General features: G+C 64.2%; 15 protein-coding genes and 1 tRNA gene. 11 read left to right on the forward strand and 5 right to left on the reverse strand.

Translation table 11 applies throughout. The features are described 5' to 3' along the window. The first annotated feature begins 37 nt into the window (after window positions 1-37). From AC1DVM_RS00595 to AC1DVM_RS00625, 7 genes are all read left to right on the forward strand, one after another. Window positions 38-1,084: a LacI family DNA-binding transcriptional regulator gene (locus AC1DVM_RS00595; protein ID WP_477251075.1), complete on the forward strand. Its 1,047-nt coding sequence runs from the start codon at window positions 38-40 to the stop codon at window positions 1,082-1,084. Between the two features lie 29 nt (window positions 1,085-1,113). Beyond that, window positions 1,114-1,884 (forward strand): glucosamine-6-phosphate deaminase, encoded by a 771-nt coding sequence (locus AC1DVM_RS00600; RefSeq protein WP_477251077.1) that lies wholly within the window; start codon window positions 1,114-1,116, stop codon window positions 1,882-1,884. A 49-nt stretch (window positions 1,885-1,933) separates the two neighbouring features. Next, complete coding sequence (locus AC1DVM_RS00605) at window positions 1,934-3,124, forward strand: extracellular solute-binding protein (RefSeq protein ID WP_477251078.1); 1,191 nt, start codon at window positions 1,934-1,936, stop codon at window positions 3,122-3,124. 77 nt (window positions 3,125-3,201) lie between these two features. Beyond that, window positions 3,202-4,221: an N-acetylglucosamine-6-phosphate deacetylase gene (locus AC1DVM_RS00610; protein WP_477251080.1), complete on the forward strand. Its 1,020-nt coding sequence runs from the start codon at window positions 3,202-3,204 to the stop codon at window positions 4,219-4,221. Window positions 4,222-4,321: 100 nt separating this feature from the next. Beyond that, window positions 4,322-5,515: an ABC transporter substrate-binding protein gene (locus tag AC1DVM_RS00615; RefSeq protein WP_477251082.1), complete on the forward strand. Its 1,194-nt coding sequence runs from the start codon at window positions 4,322-4,324 to the stop codon at window positions 5,513-5,515. Between the two features lie 255 nt (window positions 5,516-5,770). Beyond that, entirely contained in the window at window positions 5,771-6,505 is a 735-nt protein-coding gene (locus AC1DVM_RS00620; protein WP_477251084.1) for a hypothetical protein, read from the forward strand. A gap of 141 nt (window positions 6,506-6,646) precedes the next feature. Next, window positions 6,647-8,293: an acyl-CoA synthetase gene (locus tag AC1DVM_RS00625; RefSeq protein WP_477251086.1), complete on the forward strand. Its 1,647-nt coding sequence runs from the start codon at window positions 6,647-6,649 to the stop codon at window positions 8,291-8,293. 13 nt (window positions 8,294-8,306) lie between these two features. On the opposite strand, the gene AC1DVM_RS00630 is transcribed toward AC1DVM_RS00625, so the two are convergent. After that, window positions 8,307-9,104, reverse strand: coding sequence for an enoyl-CoA hydratase (locus tag AC1DVM_RS00630; RefSeq protein ID WP_477251088.1), 798 nt, complete (start codon window positions 9,102-9,104; stop codon window positions 8,307-8,309). A gap of 127 nt (window positions 9,105-9,231) precedes the next feature. Here AC1DVM_RS00630 and AC1DVM_RS00635 point away from each other — a divergent pair, with 127 nt between their 5' ends. Then, window positions 9,232-10,116: an HpcH/HpaI aldolase/citrate lyase family protein gene (locus AC1DVM_RS00635; protein ID WP_477251090.1), complete on the forward strand. Its 885-nt coding sequence runs from the start codon at window positions 9,232-9,234 to the stop codon at window positions 10,114-10,116. 12 nt (window positions 10,117-10,128) lie between these two features. Here AC1DVM_RS00635 and AC1DVM_RS00640 read toward each other — a convergent pair whose 3' ends face one another. Genes AC1DVM_RS00640 through AC1DVM_RS00655 form a run of 4 tightly spaced genes read right to left on the reverse strand, consistent with a single transcriptional unit; the run spans window position 10,129 to window position 12,536 of the window. Continuing rightward, the gene (locus AC1DVM_RS00640) at window positions 10,129-10,335 is read right to left on the reverse strand and encodes a Trm112 family protein (protein ID WP_477251092.1); all 207 of its coding nucleotides are present in this window, start codon (window positions 10,333-10,335) and stop codon (window positions 10,129-10,131) included. Between the two features lie 11 nt (window positions 10,336-10,346). Beyond that, a complete protein-coding gene (locus tag AC1DVM_RS00645; RefSeq protein WP_477251093.1) occupies window positions 10,347-11,018 on the reverse strand; it encodes an LON peptidase substrate-binding domain-containing protein in 672 nt (223 codons plus the stop codon). 22 nt (window positions 11,019-11,040) lie between these two features. Then, window positions 11,041-11,946 carry a thioredoxin gene (trxA, locus tag AC1DVM_RS00650; RefSeq protein ID WP_477251094.1) on the reverse strand — a complete coding sequence of 302 codons (906 nt, stop codon included), beginning with the start codon at window positions 11,944-11,946 and terminating at the stop codon, window positions 11,041-11,043. Between the two features lie 50 nt (window positions 11,947-11,996). Beyond that, complete coding sequence (locus tag AC1DVM_RS00655; protein WP_477251096.1) at window positions 11,997-12,536, reverse strand: prolyl-tRNA synthetase associated domain-containing protein; 540 nt, start codon at window positions 12,534-12,536, stop codon at window positions 11,997-11,999. Between the two features lie 232 nt (window positions 12,537-12,768). Between AC1DVM_RS00655 and AC1DVM_RS00660 the strand changes: the two genes are divergently transcribed. The 3 genes from AC1DVM_RS00660 to AC1DVM_RS00670 all read left to right on the forward strand — a co-directional run bounded on the left by AC1DVM_RS00660 (window position 12,769) and on the right by AC1DVM_RS00670 (window position 13,997). Beyond that, window positions 12,769-12,843: transfer RNA gene (locus AC1DVM_RS00660), tRNA-Gly, on the forward strand. Between the two features lie 471 nt (window positions 12,844-13,314). Further along, on the forward strand, window positions 13,315-13,653 hold the full coding sequence (locus AC1DVM_RS00665) for a hypothetical protein (protein WP_477251097.1): 339 nt from the start codon (window positions 13,315-13,317) through the stop codon (window positions 13,651-13,653). A gap of 98 nt (window positions 13,654-13,751) precedes the next feature. Then, window positions 13,752-13,997 (forward strand): WGR domain-containing protein, encoded by a 246-nt coding sequence (locus AC1DVM_RS00670; RefSeq protein WP_477251099.1) that lies wholly within the window; start codon window positions 13,752-13,754, stop codon window positions 13,995-13,997. Window positions 13,998-14,146: the final 149 nt, after the last annotated feature.

Genomic DNA, 14,146 nt, shown 5'->3' on the forward strand with positions numbered 1-14,146 from the left:
CGGTTACATAGGTCTTCCGTTGCGGGAGGCACAGGCCTTGACCACGCCGAAGGACAGGATGCCGACGATCACCGAGGTGGCAGCCGCCGCCGGCGTGTCGCGCGCGACCGTCTCGCGGACCTTCAGCCGGCCGGAGCTTCTCACGCCTGAAACCACCGAACGAGTGCGCGCGGTCGCGTCGAGGCTCGGCTATGTCCCCAACCAGGTCGCCCGGGCCCTGAGCACCGGGCGCGCCGGCAACATCGCGCTGATCGTTCCCGACATCGCCAATCCGTTCTTTCCGCCTCTGATCCGCGCCGCGCAGGCGAGCGCCGACGAGGCGGGCTTCGCGGTCTTCCTCGGCGATTCCGACGAAAAACCGGAGCGGGAGGACGTTCTCCTCACCAAGATCGCCGCGCAGGTGGACGGCTTCATCCTCGCGTCTCCGCGTCTCGACGAGCAACGCATCCGCGCCCATGCGGCGCGCCGCCCGCTGATCCTCATCAACCGCGATATCGACGGGTTGCCGCGGATTCTCATGGATGTGGAAGCGGGTATCGCGCAGGCCATCGCCCATCTGACCGATCTCGGGCACCGCCGCATCGCCTATGTGAGCGGGCCGCCCGCCTCCTGGGCCAACCAGCAGCGCCAGAAGGCGGCGGTGAAAGCCGCGAAGGCGCAGGACCTCACGCTTGTGGCCGTGCCGGCCCTTCACCCGACCTATCAGGGCGGACAGAATGCGACGGATGAATTGCTGCGGGCCGACGTCACTGCGACGGTGGCGTTCGACGACCTGGTGGCGCAAGGCATCATGGCGGGGCTTGCCGATCGCGGTCTCCAGGTGCCGCGCGACATGAGCGTCGTCGGGTTCGACGATGTGCTGGCGGAAAGAACCTATCCGCCCCTGACGACGGTCGCGGCCCATTGCGCCGAATCGGGTACGCAGGCCGTCGCCCTGTTGTGCCAAATTCTCCAGGGCGGCCGCGCCGAGACGGAGCGGGTGATCATCTCGACCGAACTGGTGGTTCGCGCCACCACCGCCCCACCCCGAAAACCTTCGAGGCGCACGGACGCGGGAGCAAAACCGCTCGCGGCAGCCTCGTGAACACGAAAACTCAGCGAGAAATGCAGGACATGATGGACATTCGGCTTTTCACCACCAAGACGGAGCTCGGCAAAGCTGCCGCCGCGACCGGCGCGGACGCGATCCGCGCGGCGATCGACACCAGGGGACACGCCAATGTCGTGATCGCCACGGGCGCAAGCCAGTTCGAGATTCTCGAAGCGCTCGTTGCCGACCGGAGCATCGATTGGTCGAAGGTCACGGGCTTTCATCTGGACGAATATATCGGGATGCCCGACACCCATCCGGCAAGCTTCCGGCGTTACCTCCGCGAGCGTTTCACCTCCAAACTCCCGACGCTCGGCGCGTTCCATTTCATCGATGGCGACGCCGCCGATCTCGACGCGGAGCTCAAGCGCGTGTCGGATGCCATCAAGGCCCATCCCATCGACGTCACCTTCGCGGGAATCGGCGAGAACGGGCATCTCGCGTTCAACGACCCGCCGGCCGATTTCGACACCGAGGAGCCCTACATCGTCGTGTCGCTCGACGAGAAATGCCGTCGCCAGCAATTCGGCGAAGGCTGGTTTCCGACCTTCGAGGATGTGCCGCAGACCGCGATTTCCATGAGCGTCCGCCAGATCATGAAGAGCAAGCTTCTGGTGCTGTCGGTCCCCGATGCGCGCAAGGCCGAGGCGGTGCGCGAGGCGCTCGAAGGCCCGGTCACCAACGCCTGCCCGGCCTCCATCGTCCAGCAGCATCCGGCCTGCCGCATCTTCCTCGACACGGATTCGGCGGGAAAGCTTTCGCAAGCCTTTCGCGCCCGCATCACCCAGCAGTGACAACGCCCGAGAACCACCAGAGATTTTTCAACACCGGAGGAGTGAGTCGATGAATGTCCAGTTCAAGCCTCGTTACGGCGGCATCGCGAGTTTCGCGGTCGCGGCCGCGTTCGCGACCGGAAGTCTCGCGCAGACCGCGCCGGCGAAGCCCGCTGCTCCGGTGACGATCAGCGTCATCGACGTGGCAGGCGATCTTCAGATCAGCCAGCCGGCGATCGAGAAGTTCAGGAAGGATCACCCGGAACTCGTCAGCCGCTTCGTCTTCACCAAGGCGACGGCGCCGGAACTCGCCGCGAAGCTGAAAGCCCAGCAGGACGCCGGCCGCGTCGATATCGACTTCGTGCTGACCGGCAACGACGCGCTGGCAGGCGGCATGGAGCAGAGCGTCTGGCTCGAAATCCTGCCAAAATATCAGGATCGCTTTCCCGACCTGTCGAAGCTCTACATGCCGGGCGCTTATGCCATGCAGAAGATGGGTCGCGGGCAGGCCTTCGTGATCGACTGGTATCCATCCGGCCCGTTGCTCGAATACGCGCCGCAGCGCGTGAAGGATATGCCCGACACCGCCGAGAAGCTGCTCGCCTGGTGCAAGGCGCATCCGAACAAGTTCATGTACGCGCGGCCGGCGAATTCCGGCCCCGGCCGCACCTTCGTGATGGGCTTGCCCTACCTTCTTGGCGACAAGGACCCGATGGATCCGGTCAATGGCTGGGAGAAGACCTGGGCGTATCTGAAGCAGCTCGACACCTGCATCGAGTATTATCCCGGCGGCACCACCGCCACCATGAAGGAACTCGGCGAAGGCACGCGCGACATCATCGCGACCACCACCGGCTGGGACATCAACCCCCGCTACCTCGGAATCGTGCCCGAAGACTTCAAGGTCGGAACCCTGAAAGGCTTCCATTGGGTCGGCGACGCCAATTACATGGCGATCCCCAAAGGCGTTCCGCAGGAAAAGGTGGACGTGCTGCTGCAACTGATCGCCTATCTGCTCAAGCCCGAGCAGCAGGCCTTCATGTATGATCACGGCTACATGTATCCGGGTCCCGCAATCCACAACGTGCCGCTCGAAATGGCGCCGAAGGAGAGCCAGGACACGATCAAGAAATTTGGCCGGCCCGAATATGCCGACCTGATCGCCAACAACCCGATCGAGCCGCCGCTCGACGCCAAGCCGCTGGTCGCCATGTTCGACAAGTGGGATCGCGAGATCGGCGGATCGAAAGCCCGTCAATAGACGCAGCGGGTGGACAGAATGACGGGGAGGGTGGCGGAATTCCGCCGCCCTTCCCGCCTGCGCATGAGAGGGCCGGAATGCAGAGTCATGGACTCGTCGATCTTCAGGTGAACGGTTTCGCGGGCGTCGACTTCAACACGTCGCGCCTCGACCCCCGTGCTTTCGATACGGCGCTCGCGGCGATGTTCGCCACGGGCGTGACGTCGTGTCTGCCGACGATCATCACAGCCTCGGCCGGCGATCTTGCGGCCCGGTTCGCCGCGCTCGATCGCGCCGTCGCGCAAAGCCCGCGCGCGCGCCAGATGGTGCCGGGCTATCACCTCGAAGGACCGTTCCTCAATCCGGCGGACGGCTACGCGGGATGCCATCCGCCATCCGTGATGATCGCGCCGGATGCGGACCTCGTGTTCCGGCTCGAAGCCGGCCTGTCGAAACCGATCCTCCTCGTCACCATCGCGCCCGAACTTCCCGGCAGCGAGGCCTTCATCCGCGCGATGTCGGAGGCCGGCAAGATCGTGGCGATCGGTCATTCGGCGGCGGATGCGCAAACGGTGGCGATGGCGGTTCGCGCAGGCGCCCGCATGTCGACCCATCTGGGCAACGGCCTGCCGCAGATCCTGCCCAAACTCGACAACACGCTGTTCGCGCAACTGGCCGATCCGGATCTTCATGCCAGTTTCATCGTCGACGGCATCCACCTGCCGCAACCGGCCCTGCGCGCGATGATCCGCGCCAAAGGGATCGCGCGCTCGATTCTCGTCACCGATGCGGTCTCGGCCGCCGCGACCCCACCGGGAACCTACGAATTCGCCGGAATGACCATCGAGCACGGCAGCGACGGTTCCGTGCGTTCGCCGGGTGGACGCACGCTCGCAGGCTCGGCGCTGACGATGGATGGCGCCATCCGCAGAATTGTCGAATGGGGCATCGCAGACGCGAAGGACGCGCTGGCGATGGCCTCCGACCATCCTTTCGAGCTCATCGCGCCCGCGCTGCGCCGGCACGGCGTGTCCCTGCCGGATCGCGGCCGGGTTCTGTGGTCGGACGATCTGCGCGTTCTCGAAGTCCGCGCGGGCGACGAGGTCTTTTCGCGATGAAACGCGGCGCTCGCCGTAAGGAGGTCGTCCATCGGCTGATTGCACAATAGCGACGAACGGGAAGTCGACACCGATCCTGAAAAACCAGTGAGGAACAAACATGAGTCATGAACGAAATAATATCGATCGCCGCACCTTCGTGGGAGGAGCTGCTACCATTGCGGCCCTCGCGGCCACCGGCGCGCGGGCGCAGGGCCTGCCGCTACCCAAGGCCCCGGTTGCGCTGAACGTCATCGATGTCGGCGGCGCCCTGGCGCTGATGCAGAAGGCCTTCGAGGAATACCGCAAGGCCAAGCCCGAACTGGTGTCGCGCATCACCTACGTGAAGGCGCCGGCGCCGGAGCTCGCCTCGAAGATCAAGGCCCAGCAGGATGCGGGCCGTGTCGATATCGACATGGTGCTGACCGGAAGCGACGGTCTCGCGGCGGGTCTCGAGCAGAATCTCTGGGTCAAGCTCTTGCCGACCTACAACGACAGATTCCCCGGTCTCGAGGCCAATTACGAACCGGCCGCGCTCAACCTTCACAAGGCACAGGGACAGGGCTTCGGGGTCGTCATCAACTATTACCCTTCCGGGCCGCTGATCGAATACGCCCCCGAGCGCGTCAAGGATGTGCCGAAGACGGCCGAAGAGCTTCTGGCTTGGGCCAAGGCTCATCCGAAGCGGTTCATGTATGCGCGGCCGGCGAATTCCGGCCCGGGCCGCACCTTCATGATGGGGCTTCCCTACATCCTCGGCGACAAGGACCCGACGGATCCGGTCAAGGGCTGGGACAAGACCTGGGAGTACTTGCGCGAGCTCAACCCCCATATCGAGTATTATCCGGCCGGCACCGGCGCGACCATGAAGGAGTTCGGCGAAGGCTCGCGGGACATCATCATTTCGACCACTGGCTGGGACATCAATCCGCGCGCCCTCGGCATCGTGCCGGCAAGCGCCCAGATCGGCACCCTCAAGGGCTTCCACTGGGTGTCGGACGCATTCTTCATGACCGTGCCGAAGGGCGTGTCCGACGACAAGCTGGCGGTCCTGCTCGACCTGATGAACTTCCTGCTCAAGCCCGAGCAGCAGGCCTTCTCGTATGACGAGGGCTATCTCTATCCGGGGCCGGCGGTGAAGAACGTGCCGTTGTCGATGGCGCCGAAGGAGAGCCAGGACGTGATCCGGCAATTCGGCCGTCCCGAATATGCCGACCTGATCGCCAACAACCCGATCGAATTGCCGCTGACACCGGACAAGATGGTGATCGCGTTCAGGCGCTGGGACGAAGAAGTCGGCTCCAAGAAGGCCTGACGAAGCCCTTCCAATTCCGGCGACGGCCGCTCATGGCTGTCGCCGGGCCTCGCCCTGTCCCACGGCTCGATACGCGAGCGACTTGCTATCGCGTCGCCGCAAAGCAGCCATGCGGGCGTGACAAAAGCGGCCCAGATAGCATTTTGCGCTCCGTAACGGGTGGCTATTTGCGAGTTTACGGGGCACTTGGAGGATTGCCTGCGCGGTGCGCGGGCTTTCATGCATGGTTTATTCCGAGAGCGAGACTACATTCTTATGTCAGAGATTCAGCAGAGCGGCTATATTCGCGTTCCCAAGGGCACGATGGTCTACCCGACCGGTGACGGCGTTCAGGCTCCGTCGGCGCGCGAACAGGTCGTCAAGGTCAAGAAGATCTTCGACGTCGACGTGAAAAGCGACTCGTTCTACCTGCTGCTTCCCGATGACATGCGCCTGCGCTATTTCGAGTCGAGCGGCGGCAACCGTCCCATCGATTCCGACATTCTGGAATTCACCGATCGCCTGACCAACGGCGATTACCGGGCCGTCGAATGGACCGGCAAATGGGCGCTGATCGGCGACGTGCAACATGCCGAGGCCCCTGCGCGCGCCAAAGGCCGCAAGGAGAAGGCGGAGGACAAGCCGCTCACCAAGCTCGACCAGATGGTGCGCGGCTCGGTCTGGCGCTTCACGCAGGATGCGGAGCTCCGCTACAAGGTGGGCAACCCGGCCTATGCGGGCCTGCGCGACGACATCCAGAACAGCCTGCGGCAGCTTCCGTCCCACGCCCGGACGCTGGCGGTCGAGGAAAAGCTGAGCGAACTCGGCGTCGTGGACTACATCGACCAGCCCTGGGGCCCGGTGAAGGCCGGCGAGACCTTCACGGTGATCGGAAAGCTGACCTCCGGCTATGCCGGCGGGCAGGACGTGCCGACGATGTTTCGCGGCCAGCGCTTCACTCTGCCGTTCTCCAGCCTCGAGCCCTACGTGGAGTTCGTCTCCGGCGCCTGAGCATGGATCGATGCCGCTGGGTCACTGAATTCGCCCGTTGATCGCCGGCGCTCGCGGCGGCTAGTGTGGCGCGTGCGCCAATCCTTTGCCTTCATTCCCCGAAGGTCGGACCGCACGCCGCCGCAACTGGAGAATTCTCCCGTGAGCCAGAGCGTCTACGACAAGGGTCTTGAGCGCAATCCCGCCAATTTTCAGCCTCTGACGCCGCTCGGCTTTTTGGAGCGGGCCGCCAGCGTCCACCCGGACCAGACGGCCATCGTCCACGGGAATCTGCGGCGCAACTACCGGGATTTCTACGCAAGGTCGCGCCGTCTCGCCTCCGCGCTCGCAAAGCACGGCGTCCGGCGGGGCGACACCGTGTCGGCGATGCTGGCCAATACGCCTGCGATGATCGAGTGCCATTACGGAGTCCCGATGGCGGGCGCGGTGCTCAATACGCTCAACACGCGCCTCGACGCGCCGATCGTGGCGTTCTCCATCGCGCATAGCGGCGCCAAGGTGTTGATCGTCGATCGCGAATTTTCCGCCGTGGCCAAAGCGGCCCTCGAACAGCTCGCGGAGAAACCGCTCGTCATTGATTATGACGATCCCGAATTCGCAGGCGAGGGTGAGCGCGTCGGCTCCATCGAATACGAGGCGCTTCTCGATCAGGGCGACCCGGACTTCCCCTGGAGCCCGCCGGCCGACGAATGGGACGCCATTTCGCTCAATTACACGTCGGGCACGACCGGCGACCCCAAGGGCGTCGTGTACCATCACCGCGGCGCCTACCTGCTGGCGATGGGCAACATCCTGACGAGCCGCATGGGCCAGCATCCGGTCTATCTCTGGACGCTGCCCATGTTCCATTGCAACGGCTGGTGCTTTCCGTGGTCCCTGTCCATCGTCGCCGGCACCCATGTGTGCCTGCGTGCGGTGCGGGCGAAACCCATCTTCGATGCCATCGCGGATCTCGGGGTCACCCATATGTGCGGCGCGCCCGTGGTAATGTCGACGCTGCTCAATGCACCGGCGGCCGACAAGCGGCCCCTGCCGCGCCAGGTCGCGTTCCTCACCGCCGCGGCGCCGCCACCCGAAGCGGTGCTTGCCGCCATGAAGCAGGCGGGTTTCGACGTGACGCATCTCTACGGCCTCACGGAGGTCTACGGCCCGGCCGTCGTCAACGAATGGCACTCGGCATGGGATGAGCGAGAGGGTGCCGATTACGCGACCCTCAAGGCGCGCCAGGGCGTGCGCTACCCCGTGCTGGAGAGTGTCGACGTCATCGACCCGGAAACTATGATCGCCGTGCCCGCCGATGGAGCGACGTTGGGGGAGGTCATGTTTCGTGGCAACGTGGTGATGAAGGGCTATCTCAAGAACCCCGCCGCCACAGCCGCGTCCTTCGAGGGCGGGTGGTTCCATTCGGGCGATCTCGGGGTGAAGCATCCGGACGGCTATATCCAGCTCAAGGATCGCTCCAAGGACATCATTATTTCGGGCGGCGAGAACATTTCGTCCATCGAGGTGGAGGACACGCTCTACAAGCATCCCGCCGTCCAGGCCGCCGCCGTGGTGGCGATGCCCGACGACAAATGGGGCGAGACGCCGTGCGCCTTCGTGGAGCTGAGACCCGGGGAGACCGCGTCGGCCGAGGATATCGTCGCCTGGTGCCGGCAGCACCTCGCATCGTTCAAATGTCCACGCACCGTCGTGTTTGCCGAATTGCCCAAGACTTCGACGGGCAAGATTCAGAAATTCCGCCTGCGCGAAATGGCGCGCGCGCGGAAAGAAGCGGGAACATCCTGAAGCGTCGCGCTCTTCACCGCCCCGTCCATTCCGGCCTGCGCTTCGCCATGAAGGCGTCGATCCCCTCCGCGACGTCTTGCGCCATCATGTTGTGCGCCATCACGCCGCCCGCATACGCATAGGCGTCTTCGAGGCTCATGGCGCGCTGCCGGGCGAACATGGCCTTGCCGGTCCGCACCGCGACCGGGCTTTTCGAGCAGATGTCACGCGTCAGCGTCGCCGTCTCCGCGTCGAGTTCGCGATCCGGCACGACGCGGCTGACGAGCCCGTTCGACAGGGCTTCGGACGCGGTGATGAAGCGGCCGGTCATCAGCATGTCGAAGGCCTGCTTCGGCGCCACGTTGCGCGACAGCGCAACCGCCGGGGTTGAGCAAAAGAGCCCGACATTGATGCCCGATACCGCGAAGGTGGCGCTCTCCGCCGCGATCGCGAGGTCGCATGTGGCGACGAGCTGGCAGCCGGCCGCGGTGGCAATGCCCTGCACCTTGGCGACGACCGGAACCGGCAGACGGACGATGGACTGCATGACGCGGCTGCAAGTGGCAAACAGCGCCTCGTGATAGGCCTGATCGGTATGGGCGCGCATCTCCTTGAGATCATGCCCGGCACAGAACGCACGGCCCGTCGCGGCGATCACCACGCAGCGAACGTGCTCATCCGTCGCGATGTCGTCGAGCGCCGTTTGCAGAGCCGCCAGCATGTCCTCCGACAAGGTGTTGAAGCCGGCGGGCCGGTTCAGCGTCAGGGTCACGACACCGTCTGCACCGTCCCGCAGCAGGATATCCTGGTTGGAAGCCCCCGAACCGTCCATCGCAGCGCTCCTTATTCCGCGTCCTTCGCATCATTCCTCCTGACCCATCGGCTCGGCAAGCCCCGCGGCGCATGTTTGGAGTTGGCAGGATTGCGTTGCGCGCTATGAAGACCCGAAGGAGAACGCCATGAATGCCATCATTCCACGACGCAGCGCACTCTACATGCCGGGGTCCAATCTCCGGGCGCTCGAAAAGGCCCGTTCGCTGGACGCAGATGCGCTGATTCTCGATCTCGAGGACGCGGTCGCGCCGGACGAGAAGGCCGCGGCCCGCGATCGGGTCTGCGCGGCCGTTCGACAGGGCGGCTACGGGAATCGCGAAGTGGTGATCCGCATCAACACCCTCGACACGCCCTGGGGCGAAGACGACCTCGCGGCGGCGGCCGGCGCAGGCCCCGACGCCATCCTGGTTCCCAAGGTGTCGACGCCCGAAGCGCTGGTGGCTGTCGGCACGCGCCTGCGCCGCATGAAGGCGCCCGAGCGCACGCGGGTCTGGGCGATGATCGAAACGCCGCTGGCGCTTCTCGACATCGGCGCCATCGCGGCGGCGGCGCACGATGTGGATACGCGCCTGACATGTCTGGTGATGGGCACCAACGATCTCGCGAAGGAAACGCGCACGCGCCTCGCACCCGGCCGGGCCGCCATGCTGCCTTGGCTGATGAGCGCGCTCGCGGCCGCGCGAGCCAACGGCATCGACATTCTGGACGGCGTCTACAACCTGCTGGGGGACGAGCCAGGCTTTCGCGCCGAATGCGAGCAGGGTCGCGATTGCGGCTTCGACGGCAAGACGCTCATCCACCCGAACCAGATTGCCGCCGCGAACGAGATTTTCGCACCGTCCGAACAGGAGATCGCCAGTGCCCGCGCGATCGTGGAGGCTTTCGCGCAGCCCGAAAATGCCGGGCGGGGCGCCATCGCGCTTCAGGGTCGCATGGTCGAGCGGCTCCATGCCGATATGGCGAGGCGCGTCCTTGCGCTCGCCGAGGTGACTATCAGGCGACCGATGTGACGAAGGCGGGCGTCAATCGTCCAGGGGCCTCGCCTCTTCGGGCAGCATGATCGGAATGCCGTCGCGGATCGGATAGGCAAGCTTGGCGCCGCGGCTGATGAGCTCCTGCCGCGCCGCGTCGTAATCGAGCGATTCCTTCGTCAGGGGACAGACGAGCATTTCGAGGAGCTTCGGGTCGATCCGGGTGGCCTCGACGGGCTGGGGGGAGGCATCGGTCATGGGGTCTCGTCCTATTGCAATGTCGTGTCGGAGCCGCTTGCGCCCCGCGCCAGCTCGATCTCCGTCAGGGCGATCAGCACCTCGGCACGGGTCTTCAGGGTTTCGGCCTCCAGAAGGGCCTGTTTCTCGCGAACGCCGAAGGGGCTCATCATGCACAGGGCATTCACCAGGGCCTCGTTGGGCGCATCCTCGATGCCTTGCCAATCCACTCGCACGTCGGCAGCCTGCACGAAATCGCGCAAAGCCTTGACGACGCCGGCGCGGTCGACCTCGTCCTCGCCGGCCCGCGCGATGAAATCGGTCGGATAGGCGTCGAAATTCACGCGGCACTGACGGTAGAGCGTCGTGGTGCCGAGCTCCTCCAGGATGCGAAACCGCGCCACCCCGACGAGGGTCACCAGATAACGCCCGTCGCCGGTCTCGGCGAATTGGGTGATCCGCCCGGCACAACCCACGTGATAGAGACGCGGCAGAGCGGCCGAGCCGCCGTTGTCTTGATCCGGCTGGATGACCCCGATCATCCGGTCGCCCTTGAGCGCGTCGTCGATCATCGAAAGATAGCGCGGTTCGAAGATGTTGAGCGGGATCTGGCCCCGCGGCAGCAGGAGAGCGCCCGGAAGCGGAAAGACCGGAATCACCGCAGGGCAATCGTTCGGCCCCCGGTAGACCGCGTTCATTCCCATTCGGATCTCCATTGGCTCCCGGTCACGAGAACAATATCGACGAGAGCTTTCGGCGGCCCGCCAAGGTCATGTCGTCCATCGGGCCCCACGCTTCGAAAAACTGCACGAGCTGCTTGCGCGCGCCGTCCTCGTTCCAATTGCGGTCGCGACGCACAATTTCAAGAAGCTGGTCGACCGCTTCCTCACGCTTTCCTTGCGCGTTGAGCCCGATGGCAAGGTCGAACCTCGCCTGATGGTCGAGGGGCTCGGCGGCCACGCGCGCCTGCAGGTCGGACAGGTCTCCCACCGATTCCGCCTGCTCGGCGAGATCGATGGCGGCGCGGGCGCCGGCGACCGCCGGGTCATTCTGCTTGGCTGCCGGGACCATGGCGATGAAGCGCTTGGCGCCCTCCAGGTCGCCGAATTCCAGATGCAGCTTCGCCAGAGCCGCGAGAGCGCCCACCTGCTCGGGGTCCTGCGTCAGCACGGCAGCATAAAGTTCCGCCGCCCCGGCGGCGTCGCCCTCGGCCGCGAGCGCATCGGCCTGCGCCATCAGCCCTTCGACGGCGCTCGGCCCGAGGGGCCCCACGAGGCGCTCGATGAACCCCTTGATCTGGCTCTCCGGCAGGGCGCCCATGAACCCATCGACCGGCTGGCCCTTCTGGAATGCGAAGACCGCGGGAATCGACTGGACGCCAAGCTGGCCGGCGATCTGCGGATGGTCGTCGATGTTCATCTTCACGAGCTTGACCTTCCCGCCGGCTTCGCGAACGGCCCTCTCGATGACGGGGGTGAGTTGCTTGCAGGGCCCGCACCAGGGCGCCCAGAAATCGACCAGCACCGGCTGCTCCATCGAGGCCGCGATCACGTCCTGCCGGAAATCCTTGGTGGTCGTGTCTTTGATGAGGTCGGAATCGGCGATTCCGGCGGCGGGACGATCGTTCAGCATGGCGGCCTCGGACACAGCTTGAGGGATGGCGTTATCAGTCAGATGGGCGCTCAGGCCCCTTCTGACAATTCCGGCTCGGCAAGAGAGGCCGGTTCCGGCAGCCGCAGGATGAGCGGCTCGTGGCCGGTCGCGCGCAGAAACCGAAGCAGATCCTCGCGGGAAATCCCCGTCGTCATGGTGTTGACCAGCGGATGAAAATTCATCCGCTCATGGTCCATCAGGTTGGCGTCGAGAATCATCGTCACGTCGCCGGCGTGGTCGTTGACGATGGCGAAAGGGGTCACCGATCCGGGCTCCACGCCCAGCCGGGCACGCAATTGATCGGCGGAGCCGAATGAAACCCGGCCCGAGGCGCCGATCGCCGCATGCACCCGCTTGAGGTCGATGGCCGTCTCGTCCCGCGCCGTGATGAGGAAGAAGCGGCCCTTCTTGTCTTTCACGAACAGGTTCTTGGAATGGGCGCCCGGGATGCCGGCCTTGACAGGGCGGGATTCCGCAACCGTGAAGACCGCCGTATGTTCGACGGTTTCGGTCTCGATGCCGAGGGACGCGAGATGCGCCAGAAGCGCCTGGGGAGAAAGGTGGTCCACGATCCGGAAACTCCGCTTGGGGCGGTTCTAGAGGCCGGAGCGATCCGGCTCAAGACGGCCGGCAAAAAAGCCCGGCGCGGTCGGGTCCGCAAAAGGGGTCCTCCATCCCGTCGCGCCGTCGCACAACGCCGACCATCCGCCACAGAAAGCCCCTTTGCAAACAGAAAGCCCCTTGCAATGTGAATCGTTTTGGGGCAAATGAGCGGCCTCGCAACGGCGCAAGCCGAGGAGCGCGGGTGTAGCTCAGGGGTAGAGCACAACCTTGCCAAGGTTGGGGTCGAGGGTTCGAATCCCTTCGCCCGCTCCAATTTCTCTTTTATTTTCATAGAGATACAATGAACCGCCTTCGGGCGGTTTTTTGTTGGGCTGCGTTGGGGTCCACCTGAGGTCCACGATCAAAGCAAAGAGCCATTGCTATCTCAGTTCCGTGTGCAGGCGAGCTCGATAAAAGCAGGTGTGCCCGGACGGGCCTGTGACACGGATCGCGCATTTTAGGTAATGCGAAGCGGTTGGCCATCTCAATGATGATTCACCGAACGCCGTTGCCGGCAATCCGCTCCGTATGGCAGCCAAGCCAGAGCGGACCCGTCACATGATCCGCGCCGCTCACTGCCTCGTCATAGAACTCACCGATAATCGATAACCCGGCCGACTTGGCGAAAGCCAACACTTAAGGTGGGAACAACAAGCCATTTCCAGATACCGCCCGGCTGCGAACTCACTTGGCACTGGTAAGTCAGCGCATATACTCCCCCTCCTAAGCTATTGTGAGCAAGCAATGACACTTCCTTACGAGACCCCCTTCTGCGTTGAGTGGACGAACAATTCACATGCCGAGGAAAAGAAAGAGCGCCACTTTGCAGACTATGCCGAGGCGAAGGAATGGTATTTGCAGCGCCTCGATGACCACAGGCATGTGTACTTCTGGGAAATTGGATCCTTCCAAAATTCACACGGCAAGGTTGCGGACGAATGGTTCTGCTTCATGTGGAAGGACGACACATACGATGATCGAGTCCGAGGGCGGGGTGAAGGGTTGCGGGTGAACAGCATGAAGGGACTCTGGGGATATAAGCCTTACAGTGTTGGCGGAACTCGCGCCGGGAGACTCGCGTGAGATGGAACCGGTTGGGGTCTGCGTCATGCAATCACGACCTGAACTAGTCTGGCGCTTGATGGCACTCTAGAACGGGCTCGGTCGGAGGCATCCCCGCCTTGCGCCACAAAGTCCGTTACCAAGATTGTCCCGAGCAGCTCGCCTTATCGCTGGACACCGTTTCGCTTTGGCGGATCRATCCCGCGCGAAACATGGCTCGCTTTTACACGATGGCAGTTGAGAGGGACTTATTCGACCAGGTCGTGCTCGTGCGGCGCTGGAGGCGGATTAACAGCCCCGGCAGGACGCGGCTTGATGCGTATCGAGGGGAGGGGGGAGGCAGTCGCGGCTCTCGTGGCGTTTGAAGCTTTAAAGAGGCGGAGGGGCTACGCACTTACTGACAGACAGTAGCCGATAGCCAGTTGGTACGCTCCGGGTAAAGCTCTAGCGCAGTTACAAGCATGCAATCGTTTGGGAAACTGACCCACAAAATCCTCGTCTCGACGCAAGAGAA

The sequence above is a fragment of the Microvirga sp. P4_A5 genome (genome assembly GCF_056402495.1).